Source organism: Paenibacillus oryzisoli, from assembly GCF_050467285.1.
GTDB classification, from domain to species: domain Bacteria; phylum Bacillota; class Bacilli; order Paenibacillales; family NBRC-103111; genus Paenibacillus_E; species Paenibacillus_E oryzisoli_A.
In genome coordinates, this window is the sequence record NZ_JBCMUN010000018.1 from 1 (window position 1) to 21,412 (window position 21,412).

General features: G+C 54.4%; 14 protein-coding genes. 8 read left to right on the forward strand and 6 right to left on the reverse strand.

Going from position 1 to position 21,412, the window contains the following annotated elements; translation table 11 throughout:
- Positions 1-195: 195 nt before the first annotated feature.
- Positions 196-2,739, reverse strand: coding sequence for a DUF3656 domain-containing U32 family peptidase (locus ABE504_RS25920; protein ID WP_430094489.1), 2,544 nt, complete (start codon positions 2,737-2,739; stop codon positions 196-198).
- Between the two features lie 428 nt (positions 2,740-3,167).
- Between ABE504_RS25920 and ABE504_RS25925 the strand changes: the two genes are divergently transcribed.
- From ABE504_RS25925 to ABE504_RS25950, 6 genes are all read left to right on the forward strand, one after another.
- The gene (locus ABE504_RS25925) at positions 3,168-6,404 is read left to right on the forward strand and encodes an FG-GAP repeat domain-containing protein (protein WP_430094492.1); all 3,237 of its coding nucleotides are present in this window, start codon (positions 3,168-3,170) and stop codon (positions 6,402-6,404) included.
- A 473-nt stretch (positions 6,405-6,877) separates the two neighbouring features.
- Entirely contained in the window at positions 6,878-7,135 is a 258-nt protein-coding gene (locus ABE504_RS25930) for an acyl carrier protein (protein ID WP_430094495.1), read from the forward strand.
- Between the two features lie 7 nt (positions 7,136-7,142).
- Complete coding sequence (locus ABE504_RS25935) at positions 7,143-8,342, forward strand: hypothetical protein (protein ID WP_430094498.1); 1,200 nt, start codon at positions 7,143-7,145, stop codon at positions 8,340-8,342.
- 122 nt (positions 8,343-8,464) lie between these two features.
- A complete protein-coding gene (locus ABE504_RS25940; RefSeq protein WP_430094500.1) occupies positions 8,465-9,367 on the forward strand; it encodes a hypothetical protein in 903 nt (300 codons plus the stop codon).
- A gap of 101 nt (positions 9,368-9,468) precedes the next feature.
- Positions 9,469-10,623, forward strand: a complete 1,155-nt coding sequence (locus ABE504_RS25945; protein ID WP_430094503.1) for an MBOAT family O-acyltransferase — start codon at positions 9,469-9,471, stop codon at positions 10,621-10,623.
- Between the two features lie 52 nt (positions 10,624-10,675).
- Positions 10,676-11,644, forward strand: a complete 969-nt coding sequence (locus ABE504_RS25950) for a sugar phosphate isomerase/epimerase family protein (RefSeq protein WP_430094505.1) — start codon at positions 10,676-10,678, stop codon at positions 11,642-11,644.
- Between the two features lie 117 nt (positions 11,645-11,761).
- On the opposite strand, the gene ABE504_RS25955 is transcribed toward ABE504_RS25950, so the two are convergent.
- The 4 genes from ABE504_RS25955 to uvrB all read right to left on the reverse strand — a co-directional run bounded on the left by ABE504_RS25955 (position 11,762) and on the right by uvrB (position 18,162).
- Positions 11,762-11,965: a hypothetical protein gene (locus ABE504_RS25955; RefSeq protein WP_430094507.1), complete on the reverse strand. Its 204-nt coding sequence runs from the start codon at positions 11,963-11,965 to the stop codon at positions 11,762-11,764.
- Between the two features lie 376 nt (positions 11,966-12,341).
- Entirely contained in the window at positions 12,342-12,491 is a 150-nt protein-coding gene (locus tag ABE504_RS25960; RefSeq protein ID WP_430094509.1) for a hypothetical protein, read from the reverse strand.
- 743 nt (positions 12,492-13,234) lie between these two features.
- Entirely contained in the window at positions 13,235-16,126 is a 2,892-nt protein-coding gene (gene uvrA / locus ABE504_RS25965; protein ID WP_430094511.1) for an excinuclease ABC subunit UvrA, read from the reverse strand.
- A 38-nt stretch (positions 16,127-16,164) separates the two neighbouring features.
- Positions 16,165-18,162: an excinuclease ABC subunit UvrB gene (uvrB, locus tag ABE504_RS25970; RefSeq protein ID WP_430094512.1), complete on the reverse strand. Its 1,998-nt coding sequence runs from the start codon at positions 18,160-18,162 to the stop codon at positions 16,165-16,167.
- 271 nt (positions 18,163-18,433) lie between these two features.
- Between uvrB and ABE504_RS25975 the strand changes: the two genes are divergently transcribed.
- The gene (locus ABE504_RS25975; RefSeq protein WP_430094514.1) at positions 18,434-19,228 is read left to right on the forward strand and encodes a flagellar motor protein; all 795 of its coding nucleotides are present in this window, start codon (positions 18,434-18,436) and stop codon (positions 19,226-19,228) included.
- Entirely contained in the window at positions 19,212-20,033 is an 822-nt protein-coding gene (locus ABE504_RS25980; RefSeq protein ID WP_430094516.1) for a flagellar motor protein MotB, read from the forward strand. The genes ABE504_RS25975 and ABE504_RS25980 overlap by 17 nt, the downstream gene beginning before the upstream one ends.
- Positions 20,034-20,095: 62 nt before the next feature.
- On the opposite strand, the gene ABE504_RS25985 is transcribed toward ABE504_RS25980, so the two are convergent.
- Positions 20,096-21,379: a PDZ domain-containing protein gene (locus ABE504_RS25985; protein WP_430094518.1), complete on the reverse strand. Its 1,284-nt coding sequence runs from the start codon at positions 21,377-21,379 to the stop codon at positions 20,096-20,098.
- Positions 21,380-21,412: the final 33 nt, after the last annotated feature.

Here is a 21,412-nt window from a genome sequence, read left to right on the forward strand (position 1 = left end):
TCGGCTTAAATGAACATTTTTTAAGCGGATATTCCATCCGCTTTGTTTGCTGTACGCTTTTTTCTTGCTTGCGCATAAAAACAAACGGCACAGGGCTTTTTCCCATGCCGTTTCAGATTCCATTTTTAATCCCAGTCTTGTCTTCAAGCGTAACTTAATGACATTGGCATCCGCTCCCCTTTAATCTCAGTCCTATTACTTTACCAACGTACCCTTCGTCACGCCCAACTGGTTTGTCGCTTTCAGCGAGCGCCACACCTGCGTCCCGTTAATTTCCCCATCGATCGCGCGGCGGTACAAGCTTAGAATCTCGCGTACTTTCTCCGGCGATTCTTCCAGGAACTCCACACGGAACGAGCGAATGCCCAGCTCCATAAAATGATTCAAATACTCCGCGCCCGACTGATCGATCGCGTTGTACACCGTGTTGCGGCACCCTTCGTCGACGCGCACCGGGTGGGACATGCCCACGCGGTCCTGCAAGGACGCGCGATGGTCTTCGCACGGCCGCCCGCAGTTCGTGTAGTCGGTGCCTTCGCTCATGAACGTGCAGTACACGCAGTGCTCCGTGTGGAACATCGGCATATGCTGATGGATGACGACCTCCAGCTTGGACGTGTCCGTCCGGCGCAGCAAGTCAACCATCTGCTGAATGTTCAAATCGTACGAAGGCGTCAGCTTCGACAAGCCCGCTTCCAGGAACAGCGACACCGTCTTGTGGTTCGCGATGTTCAAGGAAAAGTCGCCGATCAACTGCGGCTGCGGCGCTTCTGGGTTCTCCAGGCGGTGCTTCAGGAAGTAGTATGCCGCGCCTGTGTTGCGGATAAGTACCGCGTCTGGCTTCAGCTTTAAGATATTGTTAAAATAGCCCGTTTCCCCCGGCATATGAATCCGCGGCGTCACAAGGGCGATCTTGCGACCGGCCGCATGGACGGCTTCCACCGCCGCTGGGAACTGCTTGATAAATTCAAAGTCCGCGTAGATCAGCTGGACATCGGTCGTCTCCAGCACCGCCAGCACCTGATCCAGGTTGCGGCACAGGGCTGTCAGCTCCACGGCACTGCGCTCAGCCGGCGTTACCTCAGGCAGCTCGTCGCTGAAGGCTACCGCAGCCGCGGATTCAGGCACATCGTCATAAGCGCCGACCTCGCGCTTAATATACGGGCGAGGCCGCTGGCGCTCGTCCTCGAGCAGCTCAACCGCCGAGCGGCGCATCGCGTTCAGCTCGCGCATCGGCACGATCAGCTCGCCGGCTAGCGTGACGTCCAGCTCCGCGAGTTCAAAAATCGTGCCGCCCAAGCGCCCGAACTGCTCCGTAAAGAGCTGTTCGTCCATCGGCCGCTTCTCGGCACGCACGAGCGGCAGCTCGGACTGCACGAACACCGTGTGACCGGCGCGCAGGTCGGTCCACCAGCTTTTCAGCGGCTCGCCTTCTTTGCCGCTCACCGCCACGCGTACCGGGAACGTCCGGTACGGCTTATCGGTTTCAAACGTCTGACGCAGACGTTTATCCAGCGCAGGATCGTTCGTCTTCCAAATCCGGTCGCCAACATGCAATCGGCTCAGGTCCACATCGTTGCGGCCCATCACAATCTCAATATTGCCGCCCTCGGCTTCGCCTTCCAGCTTCTCGCCTTTGCGGCGCAAATCATAGATCCGGCCGCCCTCTTCCTTCTTCGTCGGATCGCCGGCGTCGAAAACAAGCCCGTCTCCGCGCTTCAGCGGCGCTTCCAGCTCACAGATCACGGCGTCGCGCAGAATCTGCTTCACGCGGCCGACAAACACCCCGCGGCTCTTCGGGAACGTGCCGTCGACTAACTGCTTATTGTTGGTTCCTTTCAGGAAGCCAACCGTGAATCCACGCGAGAAGCTTTGCTGCAGCTCGCGCACTTCCTCACGGGACGGCCGAGCGTCCTCCCCGTCAAAATACCGGTCGATCGCACGACGGTACTTGCTCACGACGTTCGCGACATACTCCGGCGTCTTCAAACGCCCTTCGATTTTAAAAGACCGAACGCCCGCCTCGATCAGCTCCGGTACGATTTCAATCGCTGCCAAATCCTTCGGCGACAGCAAATACGTCACATCGCCCATCGGCTTGTGCACGCCGTCGACCATGAGATCATACGGCAAGCGGCACGCCTGCGCGCATTCGCCGCGGTTCGCGGAGCGACCGCCCCACATTTCGGACGTGAGGCACTGACCTGAATACGACACGCACAACGCACCGTGCACGAAAACCTCCATCGGCAGCTTCGCTTGGTCGCCGATTTGCTTGATTTGCTTCAAGTTATTCTCGCGGCCTAGCACGACGCGTTCGATGTCGAACGGCTTCGTGAACTCCACCGCCTCCGGCGACGTAATCGTCATCTGCGTTGAACCGTGAATCGGGAAATCCGGGGAGATTTCGCGAATCATTTTGACTAGACCCAGATCCTGCACGATGACCGCATCCACACCTGCATTTACGCAAGCCTCGATCAGCTCTTGAGCGTCCGGCAGTTCCTCTTCAAAGACCAGGATATTGAACGTCAGGAAGCCCTGCACGCCATATAGATGAAGGAACGACATAATGTCCGGCAGCTCCGCCATCGTAAAGTTGTGCGCACGAGCCCGCGCATTAAATTTCTCCACACCAAAAAACACGGCATCCGCCCCATTGGCAACCGCCGCTCGCAAACAGTCCCAGTCGCCCGCAGGCGCCAGCAATTCTATATCTTCTCTGCGTATCGTACGCATGGCAGCAAATCCTTTCAATAATAAATCCAGATTCTCGAACACCCTCAAAGTCTTCTTTGTTCAATGATGGTTCAAAAAGTCGGGTTTTCAGTACCAAGAAGGTTGCGAGAACCTGAAGAAGGAGGAGCGGAGTGTAGGCAAAACCTACATGAGCACCAGACTTCAAAGGTGAACGCAAGATTCGATGCCGAATTCGCTCCCTGACCTGCTTCGTAATCAAAAGACGACTTTTTGAACTACCTCTACTAGTGTAACAGAAACGATAGGGGGGAAGCTAGGACCAGCTTGTCGCAAAGTCAGCCAATATCCGACAATCATGCGGCTCGAACAAGTTAACAAACGTACCCATGAATGCTATAATGGCTAGGATAGTGAAGCTTCGCAAGGCGAATTGCAATCTTCTAACCAATTGAGGGATGCTTTTGAAATTGTCGAAAAATAGAATGCTGCAGCTGGGCGGCGGCATCGTCCTACTCGGCGTGCTGGTCATTCTACTGCTCTTATTTTTGCCAAAAGTAGAAGAAACTAAGCTGCTGTATGCCACGAGCGGCACGAATTATGACACCGCGGCGTACAACAACTTTCATGAGACTTTGCAAGCAGGCGTTAAAATTGATAAACAAGACATCCAAGCTTTATCTGCACGTCAATTACATCGTTATGATGCGCTTTATCTCGACCCTGCGGTTGCGCAGGACGCGAGCTGGCCCGAACTGGCCAAGCGGTTCGAAGCCTACGTGAAGCAGGGCGGGCATTTATTGCTCGACAACGGCTTTGCGGACAAGTTCCCGGCGGATTTTCTGGGGGCGGCCAGCCTTGTTGGTCTGACAGATGTGACGCTAGCCAGCTTATCGGCCGATCCAGCGAACAAACAGACACTCAGCTTTCCGCAAGTGCCGGTCAATCTGCAAGGCATTCAGCAAACGTTTCAATTGTTTACGGATAGTTTTCTCAAGCATCAGTCGATGGCGAACATGCCTGGTTTTCATATGGGCTATGGCTTCGTCCCTTCAACAGGACAAACCGTCGTTGCGATGACGGTCCCGATCAAATCGAAGGAACCGATCTCGCTGATTTTGCACAACCGCGTCGGTAAAGGCGCCGTGCTGATCTCGAGCAATTTTCTGCCGAATCGCTACTTCGCGACCGGTTATGACATGATGAGCGGCATGGATGAGAAGCTGGGTTTCGCCAAATGGGCGGAGAAGTACCAGCAGGAGAGCAAGCCCACACCGGGAGCGACTTATTTTAATAAAAGAGCGATGCCGCTTGCGCCGTATTTTGACTTTACGTTTGCGGCGGCGAATCAGCAGTACCGCACAGAACTACTAGCCTACGTGGCTAAAGAAAACCTCGGCTTCAGCGTAAGCAAGGTGCTCGGCCCTTATGGGCGGCCGGCGATGGCGTTTCAGAATCATTTTGAGGCGATGCCGGCGATCGGGCAAAAAGACGGCATCGCCTGGGCGGAGCTGCTCAAAACGTATAACGAGATTCCCTCGTTTACGCTCGTCCGCAACGCCTTCTATTGGGGTGAGTGGCGCGAGAGCGTGACGGTGCAGCTCAATACCGGAACGAACGCGCAGCCGTCGTTCGCGGGTGAGCTGCCCGGCTCCGGCTACGCGAGCGGGATGCACGTGATGGCGGCGGGCGTGCCGCTCCGGCAGGCCGCCTTCCCGGAATATCGCGATCTCGCGAGCGCGATTGAAAAGCCGTACCGCGCGTACCCGGCCGCGGCGGATGTGAACGGCGACGGCAAGGTGGATCTCCTTACCGGCAGCTCGGATGGATTCGTGTATGTGTACACGAATCAAGGTGGGGATGCGGCGGCGTACGCGAGTGAGCCGCCGCCGCAGGGGTTGGCGCTGCCCGACACGTTCGAGGCAGCCTCTAAGGTGATGCTGGAGGACGGCACGCCGCTCCAGCTCGGCTCTTACACCGCTGTTCACGCTGCCGACGTGAACGGGGACGGGCGCACGGACCTCGTCGTCAGCGACGAGTCCGGCGCGGTTTGGACGCTGCCGCAGCTCGCTGGCGGCAGGTTCGGGCGGCCCGCGGCGGTGCGCGCGGGCGGAGCTGCGCTGCAGCAGCCCGGAGGGCCTGCAGCGCCTTACGTCGCCGACGTGGACGGCGACGGCAAGCTCGACCTCGTCCTCGGCGGTGCCGACGGACGAGTGTGGCTCTACAAGGGCCGCAGCGCAGCGGCCCTTGACTTAACGCAAGGCAGCGTCATCCTTACGCTGCCGAACAATGCGACGCACGCGGCACCCGCGGCGCGCGACATGAACGGCGACGGCCGACCGGATCTCGTGGTCGGCAGCAATGAAGGGGACCTGCAAGTATTCTTCCAAGACGCCAGCGGCGGTTGGAAGGCACAAGGTCCCCTCACGGGAGCGACGCTCAATCAGGTGGGCAACCACACCCTGATCGCGGGCCATTATTCCGTTCCACTCTGGCTCGACCTGAACCACGATGGTCGGGACGATCTGATCGTCGGCGGCATCGAGTTCGGCTCGCCGGTCGCCATTGATAATCCCAAGTTCCCTTATCAGGCGGAGCTGAAGGCTTTTATCTATTACGCGAAAGAGAACCATTTACAATTAAATCCGCACTTCTTTGTGCATAATTTTAAGAGTACCGAGGAAGAGCAGACGGAATTTGCCCTGCACAAGCAGGCTTTCGATAAGCTGGGCATTCCTTGGCTTCATCCTGGCACAAACCAGCATACATGGCGTCTGAACAATCAGGACCACGACCAGACGCTCCGCACGGAAAACGAGCAAAGCGTGTGGTACAACTTCGGCTTCCTGCCGCCCGAATCGCCGGTCATTTCCCGGCCGGAGAACATCTGGTCGCTGCCATTCCTTTTACAGGACGAGCAAGGCAAGATGGACACAACGATGCTGATTCATGCGCCGACGCCGGTGCTGCGTCAGGGCGATTATGCCACGACGGATGTTTTCGAGTCGATGGTCAAGCTGGATATGCCGATCGATTATTTCGAGCATATCGAGTACCATTTTCCTGTGCCGACCAAGGTGGCGGATTTAAAAGATTTCGCCGACTACTTTGACAAGCTTCGCACGAAGCATGACTATAATTTTATGACCGAGACCCAGATGGCCTCGTCGTTCCTGACGGCGCTGCGGGGCGAGGTTACGATTTCCCAGTCTTGGGCGTCCTATCTGTGGGACAAACTCAAGGACCGGCTAGCTGGCGGCAGCCCGCATTTCCACGCGACGTTGACGCCGAAGACGGCAGGTGTTCCCGCCTTAGCCGAAGGCTATGCTGACGCACTCGGTGTTGTCGTGGAAAAAGGCGACCGGCTCGCGCTTTACGCGATCCAGAACGACGCCGACATCTTCACAACCGGCGACAACAACAAGTTGTATGTCGGTCTGCCGAAGGCGGCATCGCTGCATATCGGGCCGAACGAGGACAGGTTCCACCTGGTTCGATCGAACGTGCCATACAGCCTTATTAAGAACGGCGGCACGACGCAATTAACGCTGCAAGCCGCAGGCCTGCAGCAGGTGAAGCTCTATAGCCCGATCGAGCTGAAAATCGACGCTTCCGGCGGTACCGTCGCCTATGACGCAGCCGCGAAGACGTACACGATTACCCGGTATGGGGACGTGGCGACAATTTCTTTTCAAGGTGTTAATTAAGGTTTCACCACGTGCAACAATTAGACACTCGCTCCTCTTGCTACAAGAGGCATATCCTCCAGCAGCGTGGGGAAGCTCGAAAAAGCTGCAAAAGGGCAGGCTTTTCACCAATTTCTCCACCGATTCTAAGGAATTCCTGCATGTAAGCAGGCATTTCCCTGGAGGGGGCTGATTTTGAGCAAATGTGAAGCGAAAAACTGCTTTTTCGCAGGCTTTCCCCTCATTCACGCCAAAACGGAGGAAATTCCTGCTTTTTTGCAGGCTTTCGGGGCTTCGAGGGACTCGGGGTCTGCGGTTTACGGTTTACGGTTTACGGTTCGCGGTTTACGGTTGCAGTTCGCAGGTTTACTGCTTACAGCTCCCGGCTTCGCAGCTTAAGATTTCGGGTTTCAGGCCCTTGCACCCTTGAGGTTTTCATCCAGTCACCTTAACAGGGATTTCATTTTTCATTTCAAATCAGGAGGCTTTCTACCATGTCTTATGAAGATTTAGTAACGCAGCTGGAGCAGCACATTCGCGAACGCTATGAAATTGCTGAGGACGACGACGATTTTGGCGTGGATGTGCATTTGTTCGATTACGGTTTTATCGACTCCATCGGTGCGACGGCGCTGATCGCCCACATCGAGAAGACGCACAGCATTCAAGTGACGAACCAGGATTTGATGCTGTATCCGATGAACACGGTGAATGAAATCGCCGAATTTATTTCCAAGAAGACAGCGAGGTAACAAAGCCATGATGACATGTAAAATCTCCCTGGCGGGTCTGGCGGAAAGCCAGCATGGACAAGTGAAATACGCATCTGCTTTTGCGGATGAGCATATTCAGGACATCGCGTTGGTCGATGGCCACATCGTAATTACGCACAACTCGCCGAATGGCAATGAGGGCATCACGGCACGCGTGGAGCGCTTGATTGAGCGGTTCTCGCACGGCGATTTCGGTTTTAAAGAGAACGTCCTGTTCGAGCACAAGGTCGACACGCCGTACGAAGGTGACATCATCGCCGAGCTGGTGGAGCGCAAAGCGATCAAGGTACTGGAGCCAGGCCTCTTTATTTTCCGCGAGCCATTCTCAAGCCTGATGCGCTTCCTCGATTACTCGTTCGTGACGAAGATTGCGAAGCGTTTCGAGGGCGTCAAAGAGGAGCAATATCCGGCTGTCATTCACAGCCATACGCTGAATAAAACGAACCATTTTACCTCCTTCCCGGAGCATATTCATTTCGTCACGCATCTGCGCGAGGATTTGGATGTCATCGAGTCGTTCTCGCAATCGATCCGCGAGGCGGGGGGATGGGTGCACGAGCAGCCGTTGGCGCTGGACAACAACATGGTGAAGCCGAACTTCATGATGAATCCGTCCACCTGCTACCACTGCTACGAAGGGCTTGAAAATGAAACGCTCGAAGGCGATGGCATCGTCGTCACTGCGATTGCGAAGTGCCACCGCTTCGAATCCAAAAACCACTCCGATTTCGGACGTCTGCTCGATTTCTCGATGCGTGAAATTATTTTCGTCGGCAAGCCTGACTTCGTGAAAGAAAACCGTCTGAAATCGATCGAATATTTGAAAGAACTCGCTGTGGAATGGAACGTAGACAGCATGCTGGAAATTGCAAACGATCCATTCTTTACGAACGATTTCCAAGTGAAAGCGTCCTTCCAACGCAATCAAGAGATGAAATACGAGCTGCGCCTGACGGTTCCGCATGTGAAGAAGTCGATTGCCTGCTCCTCCGTCAACTTCCACAGCAACACGTTCGGCAACGCGTTCAACATTAAAATGGGCAAACGCAACGCCGTCACCGGCTGCGTCGGCTTCGGCATCGAGCGCTGGGCGTTCGCGTTCCTTGCCCAATACGGCCTTGACGAGCAAGCTTGGCCTGCATCCTTCCGCGAGCAGTACCACGCTTGGCAGGAAAAAGCCCTGTAGCCCTTTTCACATAAGACTAGCCCACTATCCGGTTACCGAGCTGCCTGCAGGTCGTGCCGGCGAGTGGGCTTGCTCCTTGTTTTACCCCCTGCACCGCCACTACTACGATAATGAGTGATTCTATGAAAGCAGCCGCTTATTTGAAAAAGAATAGCTTCATCCTCGGGCTTCTGCTCGCCGTCGTGGTGTCGAACCTGCTCATCTCCTGGTGGGATCCGATGGTGACGTCCCGGCGTTTTTACAAAAACGATTTTACCAAAACGCTCTACCACCATGGCTGGGTGAACTCTGGCCCCGTGTTCTTCGGCAATTCGTCCGTGACGGGCGCTTATATCGAAGATAAGTCTGCGCATCCCTTAGTCGAAATGGGGCTCTCCTACGGCAAACTGACGGATCTGAAGGGCATCCTGCAGGACAAGCTGTATGATGTTCAGCAAGAGTTGGTCATCGGTATTGATGTGCATACAATGCTCGACGCGCTGGAAACCGACCCGACCTACCAGTGGTTCAAGCCGTGGTATCAGCCGTACGTGTACACGTACCGCGATTATTTCCGTGATTCCGGCGAAGAGTTCGCCAAGAATCTGCTGAAAGGCAGCCTCGACTACCAGCCTCGCTGGATCGATAAGGAACTGTACCCCGGACGCAAGGACGATGCGTACTTGAAGTCCAAATGGGACGATTACGATAAACGGTTCGGCGCAATGACCTTGAAAGATTTTAAGCAAAATCTGGACGCCCTGGACTGGGTGCTGACCTATGCGAATGATCATCGGCTGGCACTGCGCGTGATCTGGATGCCGTGGAACAAGGGCTATGCCGATCCGCCGTATGTGGCGTCATTGAAGCAAGACGTGAATGCTCGCCTGCAAAAAGCGAACGTACCGGTGCTGGATCTCATGCATACGTATGACCCACCCTATTTCCATGATCTCGTTCACTTGAACCGCGAAGATGGCGCGCCGATTTTTACGAAGGAGGTTGACACGTGGTTAAATTCCTTAGGAAAACCGCCGAAATCCTGATCTACCTCGTGATGCTGTATCTCGTGCTCATTTATTTTACCGGCAAAGGTTTGTTCATCTACGAAAAGTTCTAGCATTCCAAGCCAGCGAGGAGTTCTCCTATGTTTTATATGCACATGAACGCCATCATCGCGATGATGGGCATGGTCGCCGTGCTGATGCTCACCCGCAGATGGGCGAACAATAAGCGCATTCTGATGCTGATTTTCAGCCTGTGCTTTCTGCTGCTGTTCAGCCAGAAGCTGTTTGTTTTCTATGCCGTGTACACGGTCATCAATTACCTCGGCTTCATCTATCTGTGCCGCACCTCCGTCTGGCGGAAAACGGCCTTTATTTTCGGCATCGCCGCGAATGTTGTCGGTGTGTTTCTCGGCGTCCGCTTTTTCGTGATGGGGATTTTTCATAACCCGATGTTCGATGCGGTCATTTATCTCGGTCTCATTTATAACGTACTGAAAGTCATTGACGCCTACTACTTCGCATATTTCTTTGGAAAAGATGGCGAGGTGCCGGCGCTGGATTACGCCAACTACGTGCTGTTCATTCCGACCTTTACGTCAGGGCCGATTCTGAAATTCCGCGATTTCATGGCGGACACGAAGAAACCCTATACCGTGGATGCCAAGCTGTTTGAGGATAGCGTGAAGCGTGTAATCCTGGGCTTGTTCAAAAAAATCGTCCTCGTCACCTGGATGACCTCCGTGTTCGATCACGTGCTGAAGGGCGAGCTGTACACGCCGCAGTCCGTTTTTCTGCTCGTCTGGTTTTACGCGATCATCTATTTCGACTTCTCCGGTTATTCCGATATGGCGATCGGCTTCGGCCGTTTGATGGGCTACACGATGCCCGAAAACTTCAAAAAGCCGCTCCTCTCCCCGTCCATGACGCAGTTTTGGCGGAATTGGCATGCGACGCTGGGCGATTTTTTCCGGGATCATATCTTTATGTTCTTCTCGCGCAAAGCGCCGTCCCGCGGTCTCGCCTCTGCCCTCTCCATCCTCATCATGGTGCTGATCGGGCTCTGGCATGGCTTCACATGGCTGTACTTCCTGTACGGGCTGTACCACGGCCTCATTCTGGCGATTGAGAACTGGTTCAAGATCACGACCGTCCAGCGCAAAAAGGTGTCCAAAACGTACTTCTATTTCCGCTGCTTCGTGACGCAGGCGCTAGTGACGATCTCCGTTATTATTTATAGTTCCAACTACGAAACGGTGCTTCGTATCTATCGCGGCTTGTTTCATTTTACTGCCTGATAGTGGTATAATTTGATCTGATTGTTTGTTACCAATTATGGAGGTGTACGTCATGAAATTAGGCGTTTTTATGGTTTTATTCGGTGGAAAACCTTTCGAAGAAGCCCTCGACTATATCGCGGCCAAAGGCCTCGATGCGGTTGAAATCGGGACAGGCGGCTACCCAGGTACAGCGCATTGTAACCCTGCTGAGCTGCTGGCGGACGCTGGCAAGCTAAAAGCGTTTAAGCAAGCGGTTGAATCCCGCGGCCTCACGATCTCCGCCCTGAGCGCGCACGGTAACCCGCTGCATCCACAAAAAGCGGTCGCCAAAGAGTTCCACGACGCGATCATCCAAACGATCGAACTTGCTGAGCGCTTGGAAGTTCCGGTTGTGAACACGTTCTCGGGCTGCCCTGGCGACCATGAAGATGCGAAATATCCGAACTGGCCGGTTGCGCCATGGCCGAACGATTTCCAAGAAATCCTCGACTGGCAGTGGGCAAACAAAGTCATTCCTTACTGGAAAGAGACAGGCAAATTCGCTTCCGATCATAATGTCAAAATCGGTCTCGAACTGCACGGCGGTTTCTCCGTACATACACCGGCTACTCTTCTTCGCCTTCGCGAAGCGGCTGGCGACGTCATCGGTGCAAACCTTGACCCAAGCCACATGTGGTGGCAAGGGATCGACCCTGTGCAAGCTGTCCAAATTCTGGGCCGCGCAGGTGCGATTCATCACTTCCATGCCAAAGATACTTCGCATGACTACAACAACACGAACCGTTACGGCGTAACGGATATGCAATCTTACACGAACATGCTAGATCGTTCCTGGCAGTTCCGCTCCGTCGGCTTTGGCCACGACTTGAAAGTATGGGCGGACATCATCTCCGCGCTGCGTCTGGTCGGCTACGACTACGTCGTGAGCATCGAGCATGAAGACGGCTTGATGTCCGTTGACGAAGGCTTCTCCAAGGCTGTGGCGAACCTTCAACAAGTGCTCATCCGCGAGCCGCTGGGCGAGATGTGGTGGGTATAATTCCGTTGACGGTGGAACCATAGACGAGCATGCAAAAAGCCCGCAGGCGTCAAGATCAGAAGATCTTGGACCTGCGGGCTTTTTGTTCGGACGGTATGTAAGGCAAAGCTGTCCGGCTTACCAGCCTTTAATCATGATAACGTCCATGAATGCGAACACTAGAAAGGCAACTGTTCCCCAAGCCAGTGCGAACACGTTTCTTTTCGGCGAAACCAATTGTTTAATAACCCCAATTGCAATAATCAATGTGAAGATCAACACGTAAATGTCGAAGCCTGTGAACGTGCTTGTGGATGCAGCTGCTTCTTCTGCTAATAACATGGTGAAACCTCCTTCTCGTAACTCGGTGCAAGGCACACGTCCTGCTATTTTAAATACTATGTTAGCCTGTCTGGACACTAGATGCAAGTGGTTCCCGGCATGTGTAACAAGTTTGTCACCTTTTAGCGGGACCTGCTCCACAGTTAAGTATAAATTGTCCATCTCTGCGAGGATTTATTACAGATGTCGAGCTGCTTTACATCAGCGAAACGAAATAAAGCCCGCACGGCATCCAACTCGCCGCACAGGCTCATTTAACAATCCGTTCCTGATCTGATCCCCATCTTCCCTTTACCTGTATATATGATCCCTGCAAGCTGTCCGTCTGACGCCCCACGCTTTAGCGAGCTCCATTCAGGTGTCCCGCAAGCAGCGTTTAAACGCTCAACTGGCTTTCCTCCACCGATTCTTCCGGGATGATCTCGAATGCTTCACAACCAAGCTCCTTCTCCTGCCACTCCAAAAACCGCGCCGGGTCAATCCCTAAAGCAGATACAATCTCTTGCAATTCTAACGTCCGTTTCATTTTAACAATGACCTCCAATACGTTGATAAATTGAATGATGTATATGTGCTATTTCGGTTATGTACGAGAAAAGGATGAAACCTGTTTCTTAAGCTATCTTCATTATAGGCCCAATGATGCTAATCACGATAGAGGGTTAAATTGTCGAAGACTGACCTATTCAATTAAGTCTTAGCAAACTATTAAAATGTAAGCGCTTTACATTAAAACTGTAAGTATTATGTGTGAGCATGAATGGCTTTTCTCGTATTCCCCCAATGGCCGCACACACCATACATACCACAACCAGACGACTCCTCCCTCATGCTACTGCCTGCATAAAGTACTGTAAATTAGGGCTTCCAGTAATGAATTTGAAGATTATCCTGCAAAATCTACATCAAGAATCGGGGGATGCGTCAGTTTTGGCCTCTTATAAGGGGATTCGCTCCGAATTTAATGTAGGAAATACAGGTAACACACCAGATTTCACCCAAAACCGGAGAATTTGATGTAAGAAATGCAGGTGTACCGAACTTCGCCGAAATTCTGCAGGTGAATTCTCGATGGAGTCCCCCTTGCCACTTCCCGGCGCCACGAAGCGTGAAACAGGATTACAGATTGCGCTATTTCCACGGTAGGAAATACAGGTCGTACGCGTGCCTTCGCCTGAAAAACCAGCAACCTGGCCACCGGACCGACCGGATTCCAGCGCAAAAAAGCCCCCGATCCGTTAAGATCGGGGGCCTGCTCTCCACTGGCGCTTACTTCGCCGCGCCAACCGAACCTTCCAACACCGCGAGCCGGGCCGCGTCGTCGTTGGAGCGCGCCCGATCCCGCTCGAGGATCGGCTTCAAATATTGGCCGGTGTACGACCCGGCCACTTTCACGACCTGCTCCGGCGTACCGGTCGCTACGATCTGGCCGCCGCGGCTGCCGCCTTCCGGCCCCAGATCGAGCAGGTAGTCCGCCGTCTTAATGACATCGAGGTTATGCTCGATGACGAGGACCGTCTCACCGCTCTCGACGAGGCGGTGCAACACCCTCAGCAGACGATCGATGTCATGGATGTGGAGCCCCGTGGTGGGCTCATCCAGGATGTAGATCGTCTTGCCGGTACTGCGGCGGTACAGCTCCGCCGCGAGCTTCACGCGCTGGGCTTCGCCCCCGGACAACGTTGTTGCCGGCTGGCCGAGCGTCATATAGCCCAGCCCGACGTCCAGCAGCGTCGAGAGCTTGCGATGGATGCGCGGCAAGTTTTTGAAAAACTCGCAGCCGTCCTCAATCGTCATCTCCAGCACTTCGCTGATGCTCTTGCCTTTATATTTGACTTCCAGCGTCTCGCGGTTGTAGCGCTTGCCTTTGCACACCTCACAAGGCACATACACGTCCGGCAGGAAGTGCATCTCGATCTTGATGATACCGTCGCCGCGGCAGGCTTCACAACGGCCGCCCTTCACGTTAAACGAGAAGCGGCCTTTCTTGTAGCCTCTGACCTTGGCTTCGTTCGTATTTGCGTACACGTCACGGATGTCGTCGAACACACCCGTGTACGTCGCTGGATTGGAACGCGGCGTACGGCCGATCGGCGACTGGTCGATGTCGATGACCTTGTCCACATGCTCCAGCCCAAGGATTTCCTTGTATTCGCCTGGGCGCACTTTCGCGCCGTTCAGCTCACGTGCTAGCGTTTTGAACAGAATCTCATTGATCAGCGTACTTTTGCCTGAGCCGGATACGCCGGTCACGCACGTGAATACCCCTAGGGGTACCTTTGCCGAGACGTTGCGCAAGTTATTCTCCTTGGCGCCTTTCACTTCAATCCATTTATCCGATGGTTTGCGGCGCTGCGCCGGCACCGGAATGAACTTCTTCCCGCTTAGATACTGCCCGGTCAGCGAGTTATCATCCGCCATCAGCTCGGTCGGCGTCCCCTGGGAGATCACTTGTCCGCCGTGGATGCCAGCGCCAGGGCCAATGTCGATGATGTAATCCGCAGCCATCATCGTATCCTCATCGTGCTCAACGACAATCAGCGTATTGCCGAGATTGCGCATGTGCTCCAATGTCTGGATCAGACGCGTGTTATCGCGTTGGTGCAAGCCGATACTCGGCTCATCGAGGATGTAAAGTACGCCCATAAGACTCGAGCCAATCTGCGTCGCCAGACGAATCCGCTGCGCCTCGCCGCCGGACAGTGTCCCAGCCGAGCGATGCATCGTCAAATAATCCAGCCCCACGTTCACGAGGAAGCCGAGACGTGCCCGAATTTCTTTTAAAATCAGATTCGAAATCGTGAGCTCCCTCTCGTTCAAGTCGAGATTCCGGAACCATTCGTCAGCGTCCCCGATGGAGAGCGATGTCGCATAGGCAATGTTTTTTCCGTTGATTGTAACGGCCAGCGTCTCAGGCTTCAGGCGCTGCCCTTTACATTTCGGACACGGCTTGGTGCTCATGTACGTCTGGATATGCTCACGAATCCCATCGGAGAACGTCTCTTTGAATCGGCGCTCCAGGTTGCGAATAATGCCTTCGAACGGCACAAGCGCTTCCTTGGTCGCGCCCATTTCGTTCTCGTACCGGAAGCGGATCTTCTCCCCGCCTGTGCCGTACAGAATAACTTTCATCTGTTCGGCGGTGAGCTCAGCTACCGGCTTATCGCGTGGGATCTTATAATGCTCGCAAACCGCTGCGAGGAATTGCGGGTAATAGTTGGACGTAGAACCCGCCCAAGCCTCAAATGCGCCTTCTTCAATCGTCAGCTTCATATCTGGTACTAGCAGCTCAGGATCGACGATCATTTGGCTGCCCAAACCGTCACACTCCGGACATGCCCCGAACGGGCTGTTGAACGAAAACATTCTCGGTGCCAGCTCTTCCACGGAGAAGCCGCACTCCGGACACGCCAGGTTCTGGCTGAACAGGAGTTCTTCCTTCTCCATCACATCGACGATGACCCGGCCATTTGCCAGCTTCAGCGCCGTTTCCAGCGAGTCAGCAAGACGAGTGTGAATGTCGTCCTTCAATACAATCCGGTCGACGACCACGTCAATAGTATGCTTTTTATTTTTATCCAGCTCAATCTTATCGGATAGATCCATCGTTTCGCCGTTGATGCGCACCCGAATAAAACCCTGCTTCTGCACATCGGCCAACAGCTTCGTGTGTTCGCCTTTGCGGCCGGAAATCATCGGAGCCAGAATTTGAATACGCGTCCGTTCCGGATGCTCCATTATGCGATCGACCATTTGTTCCACGGTTTGCGACGTAATCTCAATACCGTGCGTCGGGCAGTGCGGACGGCCGATGCGGGCAAAAAGCAGACGCAAATAGTCATAAATCTCTGTGACCGTCCCGACAGTCGAACGGGGATTCCGGCTCGTCGTCTTCTGGTCGATCGAGATGGCCGGCGACAAGCCATCGATGGAATCGACATCCGGCTTATCCATTTGGCCAAGAAATTGGCGCGCGTAAGCCGACAGTGATTCAACGTACCGACGCTGCCCTTCCGCATAAATCGTATCAAAGGCCAGCGACGATTTCCCCGATCCGCTCAGTCCCGTGAGCACTACGAACTTATCGCGCGGAATCGTGACATCAATATTTTTCAGATTGTGAGCTCGCGCTCCTTTAATGACGATCTGATCTCTAGACAAAACAACCCTTCCTCCCCTATTCGACCCTGAAACTTCCTCTAAGCTTCGGCCTTCAATTCCATAACTGCGTCACGCAGCTCCGCCGCACGCTCGAACTGCAAGTTCTTCGCCGCTTCTTTCATCTCGGCTTCCAAGCGTTCGATCAGCGAAGCGCGGTCCTTCTTCGACATCTTCGCACCTTTGGCATCGGCGAGGTAATCCGCCTTCTGCTCGGCGACCTTCGTCGCCTCGATCACATCGCGAATCTTCTTCGCGATCGTCTGCGGCGTAATGCCCAGCCTTTCGTTGTGGGCTTCCTGAATCTCCCGGCGGCGGCGCGTCTCGGTAATCGCTTTGTCCATCGACTCCGTGATATGGTCGCCGTACATGATGACCTTGCCATCGGCATTCCGCGCCGCACGGCCCATCGTTTGAATCAGCGAGCGCTCTGAGCGCAGGAACCCTTCTTTGTCGGCGTCGAGAATCGCCACGAGCGACACCTCCGGCAAGTCAAGACCTTCCCGGAGCAAGTTGATCCCCACCAGTACGTGGAACGTACCAAGGCGCAGATCCCGCAATATCTGCATCCGTTCAAACGTCTTGATGTCGGAATGCAGGTACTTCACTTTAATGCCAATGTCTTTAAAATAATCCGTCAAATCCTCCGACATCTTCTTCGTCAGCGTCGTCACGAGCACGCGCTCATCCTTGCTGACACGGTCCTGAATCTCGGCGATCAGATCGTCGATCTGACCTTTGGTCGGACGTACTTCAACAATTGGATCGAGCAGCCCCGTCGGACGGATGATCTGCTGAATCATATCCGGACAATGCTCAAGCTCGTAAGGCCCCGGCGTCGCCGAAATATATAAAAGCTGACTCGTTTTTTCTTCAAACTCCTCAAAACGGAGCGGTCGGTTATCCAGCGCAGAAGGCAGCCGGAAGCCATGCTCCACCAACACTTCTTTCCGCGCTTTGTCACCGTTGAACATGGCGCGAATCTGCGGCAGCGTCACGTGTGACTCGTCGACCATGACCAACATATCGTCCGGGAAGTAATCCATCAGCGTATAAGGCGTCGCGCCCCGCTCCCGGAACGTCAGCGGCCCTGAGTAGTTCTCGATACCGGAACAAAAGCCCATCTCCGTCATCATTTCCATATCATAGCGCGTGCGCTGCTCCAGCCGCTGCGCTTCCAACAGCTTACCCTGCTCTTTGAGTTCGGCAAGCCGCTCTTCCAACTCCCGCTCGATGTTCACAAGCGCCCGTTTCATCGTATCTTCCGCCGTCACGAAGTGAGACGCCGGGAAAATCGCAACGTGATCGCGCTGGCCGATAATCTCGCCGGTGAGCACGTCGATCTCCGTGATGCGCTCGATCTCGTCGCCGAACAACTCCACTCGAATCGCCCGTTCGCTGTGCGAAGCCGGGAAAATCTCCACGACGTCACCGCGCACGCGGAACGTCCCGCGCACAAAGTTCAAATCGTTCCGCTGATACTGAATGTCCACCAAGCGGTGCAAAATCTCGTTACGCGACTTCTCCATCCCCACGCGAAGAGACAGCAGCAGCTTCCCGTACTCCATCGGAGAACCCAAGCCGTAAATGCACGACACGCTGGCTACGACGATGACGTCGCGGCGTTCGAACAGCGAGCTGGTCGCCGAGTGGCGAAGCTTATCAATTTCTTCATTAACGCTGGAATCTTTCTCGATGTACGTATCGGATGAGGCAATGTAAGCTTCCGGTTGGTAGTAGTCATAGTAACTGACGAAGTAGGAGACGGCATTGTGAGGAAAAAACTCTTTAAACTCGCTGCACAATTGCGCAGCCAATGTCTTGTTATGGGCAATAATCAGCGTCGGACGGTTCAGCCTGGCAATGACTTGCGCCGCTGTAAAGGTCTTCCCCGTTCCGGTCGCGCCCAGCAAAGTCTGATGCCGATTGCCGGCCTCGATACTGCGGACGATCGCTTCGATCGCCTGCGGCTGGTCGCCCTGCGGGGAAAATTCCGACACCAGCTCGAACTTCTTGGAGCTCAAAATCAAGTCGCTCATCTGTTATCACCTACATTTTTCGAGATAAATCGAGACTTTTATCCTATAAACTTTCATGTAGCACTTTCCGATATAGTTGTCTATGGTACATTCGCCCACATCTATGAGGATTCGACATAATCCCACATAGGAATGTTTGTTCTCGTTTTCTTATTATACTCTTTTTGAATCCGGGATGCAAACGGCTTAGGTTGTTTCTGCCTGTCTCGCGGCACCTTTTTTATGCGTGAGTGCTCCCTATCTTTTTAGTTAAATTAGGAGTGGTACAGTCATGGATTTGACAACGGTATTAGGGTTGGTTTTGGGTCTGGCAGGTTTAGTAGGCGGGTATATGTGGGATGGCGGCCATCTGGCTTCCTTGGTGATTCCAAGCGCCATGCTCATCGTTTTCGGCGGAACGTTCGGCGCGGTTGCCGTTTCTTTCCCAGGCTCTATTCTCAAAAATATTCCCAAAGCGCTCGGCATCGCCTTTCGCAGCGTCAAACGCGATCCCGGGGCGACCATCGATGAAATCGTTGACATGGCCTCCGTCGCCCGCCGCGAAGGGGTTCTCGCCTTGGAACAGCGCGCGCAGGAGCATGAAAATCCTTTCCTCAAAGACGGCCTGCTGATGGTCGTTGACGGCACAGATCCGGAGCTTACCCGACAAATTCTGGAGCTCGAAATGGACGCCATTGAACATCAAGTGACGAACATGTCCAAAATTTTCGAAGCAGGCGGCGGCTACGCGCCGACGATGGGAATCATCGGTACGGTTATGGGCCTCATTCACGTACTCGGCAATCTCGAAGACCCGTCTTCCCTCGGGCCTGCGATCGCGGTTGCTTTTACCGCCACCCTCTACGGGGTCATGAGCGCGAACCTGATCTACCTGCCGATTGCGAATAAAATCAAAATCCGCGGCAAAGAAATGGTCAGCGAAATGGAATTGATGCTTGAAGGCATTCTCGCGCTGCAGGCCGGTGAGAATCCGCAGTTGATCAAGAAAAAACTGACGTCCTTCCTCCACGATAAATCCGCCAAGAAAGGGCCAGAGGAGGTCGAGGACAATGGCGAGGCGAGCTAAAAAGCACGAAGAACACGTGAACCATGAGCGCTGGCTCATTACATACGCGGACTTGATTACACTGCTGCTCGTTTTTTTCATCATCATGTACGCCATGAGTAAAGTCGATGTTCAGAAGTATTCCGTTTTGGCCCAAGCCTTAAACCTCCAGTTCCAGAAAGCCGACTCGATCCTGGATCGAGGGCACGGCATTTCCGGCCAAATGACACCGAAGCAGGGTGACGCGGACAGCAAGGACAAAGATTTTAATCAGCAAAATCAAGATGTGAAGAAGGAAGAGAACAGCCAGACCAAGCCGGAAGAGAACGAAAAAGAGAAGCGCGAGAAAGAGCTGCAGGACCTGCTCAAACAGGTACAAACCTATATCCAGGACCAAAATCTGGAACAGCAGGTCTCTGCAACCGACACAGAACGCGGCGTCGCGATTACGTTGAACGATCTGTTCCTGTTCGATCTCGGCAAAGCCGATCTCAAGGCGCCGTCCTTACCGATTCTGCAAAAACTGGCCTCACTCTTTCCGACATTGAACGGTAAAGTCAGCATCGAAGGCCACACCGACGATCTCCCGTTGGCACCTGGGGCTCAGTTCCAAGATAACTGGGGACTTTCCTTCGCTCGCTCCCTTTCCGTGCTTCGCTATTTTAGTGACACAGCCCATCTTGATGATAAAAAATTCGTCGCGACGGCTTACGCGGATACGATGCCCAAAGTGCCGAACACCAGCGAAGAGAATCGCAGCAAAAACCGGCGCGTGGAAATCATTATTCTACGGGAGGATATCGCTCCGACTACGCCGAAATCATAAAAACGAAAAACCGCCCCAAAGCCGGCGAACATGGCAATGGGGCGGTTTTCTTTTTTCAAATGCTACATCGACTTCGTCGAATCATTGGTCAATACACCGGTCAGCTTGCCGCGCAAATAGGAAAACAAATGCATCGGCCGCTGCTCCATGAAGTACCGGACCTCCTGGTCCGGCGCGAGCAAAATGCCAAGCTGGTGATGCTCGCCGGCGTAAATCGCCCGCTTCAGGAAACGCACCTCGCCCTGCTCATTCAGCACCTCGAGCCGGCAGTACGCGGAGTTGAGGCTCATCGCCGTGTGCAGATCCGTACGGTGCCGGATGCGGTGGCCGTTCACTTTATGAATGATTTCACCGACCTGAATGCCCAGCTCCTCGGCCGGACTGCCCGGCACGACGGCAAGCACCATCAGGCCGTTCATCGCATGCATATAGCGCGGAATCTGCTTGTCTTCCGACCACGCGTTATAGTAGAGCAGCCCTTCGTGCAGCCCAATCGCAAGCAGAGCGCCAACCAGCATCAGCGGCGACCAGAAATGCGCGGCGATCGCTGCGCCGAGCAACACGAGGCCGTACACATACAGCAGGTTCCCGCTGAACTTGGCCTGCTTCCGCGGCAGCTTGGAGATCGTCAGCTCCGTGAAGCCGATCATCGCCGGGAACGCGAGCAGCGTCCAGCCCATACCGAGCTCCGGCGCAAACAGCGTTGGCCACGGCAGCGCAGCCGTACTGCCTCCTGCGAAGGGCACGAGCAGGAACAGCGGCACCGGCCAGAAGCCTTGCAGCTGCTGGCCGCCGATCATTTGCCCGCGCTTGCCTTCCAGGAACAGCGGACTGACCATCCGCGCACCCTGCGTGGAGACGAGCAGCCCTTCCAGGAGGTGCAGCGCGGCCACGATGACAAGCAGCGACGGAATGTCAGCGCCTGCCACGGTTGCTGCGAGCGCGTACGACTGCTGCAGGCTGTCCGCATTCGGCAGCCAGCTCAGCACCGCCTGCGCGATGCCGAGGATGCCGACGGCGTACGCCAGGCAGAGGAACCGGATGCGGAAGAGCATCAGCACGATGGTGATGCCCCACAGCAGCAGCACCGCGTCCGCTTGCAGGCTGACCCCGACAAAAGCAAGCAACAGGGAAGCGCAGATACCGCCAACCCAGCCCCAGAGCACGACCCGCCACGTCTCACTCAGCAAGGAGTGCAGACGGGTATGAAACAGCTTGCGCTCCAATTGAATTTGTTTCCGGTAGTGAAGCACAATGAACACGATGCCTATATAGTAAAAAGGATTGATGAGCAGCTGTCCCAAGGCATGCAGCCCGCGGTCCAGCAAAGGATTCCACACGTCCATCGAATCAGGCTCCTTACGCACAAAAAAATAGGA